The sequence below is a fragment of the Methyloceanibacter marginalis genome (assembly GCF_001723295.1).
GTDB lineage: Bacteria > Pseudomonadota > Alphaproteobacteria > Rhizobiales > Methyloligellaceae > Methyloceanibacter > Methyloceanibacter marginalis.
On sequence record NZ_LPWD01000093.1, the window covers coordinates 1 to 1,306 of the forward strand.

The window sequence follows — 1,306 nt, forward strand, 5'->3', positions numbered from 1 at the left end:
CGGGGTTCGGGAGACGTCGGCAAAGCCCGTGGCGATGAAGGTCTGCGCCTTGGCGGCGATCGGCGAGGGGGCGACCGGCTGCTTTCCGTCCGGCTGTAGCGACACGTGGGAGATGCGCCCCACATGCCAGAGCTGGAGGAAGATACGGCCCCCCTTGGCGTGAACGGCCTCGGTGACCTTGCGCCAGCCCGCGATCTGTTCGGCGCTGTAGATGCCAGGTGTCTGGATGTAGCCCTTGCCTTCCGGCGTGATCTGGGTGGCCTCGGTGATGATCAGGCCGGCCGACGCGCGCTGCGCGTAGTACTCGACGTTCAGCGCATGCGGGACGTCGCCGTCGGGCCTCGCACGGTTGCGCGTCAAAGGGGCCATGACGATCCTGTTGGGCAAGGTCAGATCGCCGAGGTTCAGGGGCGTGAAAAGCTTGGCTTGCATGCTGCCGGTCTCCATCCGTGGTGTTGGCTAGGGGGCGAAGGCGGAGCCCCGGGTCGCCGCTGAATTGGCGATGCCGCTCTCGACAATCAACTATACTGCGGCATCTGTGACGCCTTCTTGGGGCCCGGCCATCCCTCGTCGCGCCGGTTTACGGTATCGGGGCGGCAAACTTGAAAGCCTGGTCCGGCAAGCCATATACTAACCAAGTCGCGTCCTCTCCGACCCTGCACGGAAGGGCGTTATCCGTCCCCCAAGACGGATGAATCGGCGGCAGATTTCTCCTTTTCTGCCGCCGATTTTTTTGTGTCTGCAGGGGGTTAAGGCGCCGCTATTTCAGGCTGGCGAAGGCGTCGGTGAAGCCTGGAGGGAGACCGGAATGCCGATGCCGGCCTCAGGCGTGTCGAAAATGATGAACATCGCATTCGTGCCTTGCTTCAGCTTGGCGATCACCTCGTCCTGAAGCACCACCTCGGCCACGCAGCCGCGCTTGCCGCATTTGAGGAAAGGGGCGTTGCCCACGTCCTGATCGTCGATCTTGAGGCCGAGCCCGGTGGGCAGCAGCACGCCGAGCGGCACGACGACCCGCAACAGCTTCTTATTCTCGCCAATTGCCTCATAGAAAACCACCGTCAGCCCCACATTAGGCCGGTCTTCGGCGGTCACGCTTTGCACCAGCGCGCACTTTTCTTCCTTGGCGCCCGGCGGCGTGCGGCAGCTGACCTGCCACGCCCCGTGAGTCTCGCGCACCACGCTCCCCGGCCCGGTGGGCCCGGGGGAGGCATCCGGCGCCGCGCCTTGCGCGCTCACTTGGCTGCCGAATCCGAGCAGAAACGCCAGCGTCAGGCCGAGCGTCGCGAGCGTGCGGCGCTTGGGC

The 1,306-nt window shown here is 65.2% G+C and carries 2 protein-coding genes; both read right to left on the minus strand.

The genetic code is table 11. From position 1 onward, the window contains the following. The coding region (locus AUC71_RS04240) for an oxidoreductase (RefSeq protein ID WP_483127797.1) at nt 1–432 on the minus strand (432 nt) is incomplete at its 3' end. Between the two features lie 333 nt (nt 433–765). Then, nucleotides 766–1,306: invasion associated locus B family protein (locus AUC71_RS04245; RefSeq protein ID WP_069623261.1), on the minus strand; the 541-nt coding region annotated here is incomplete at its 5' end.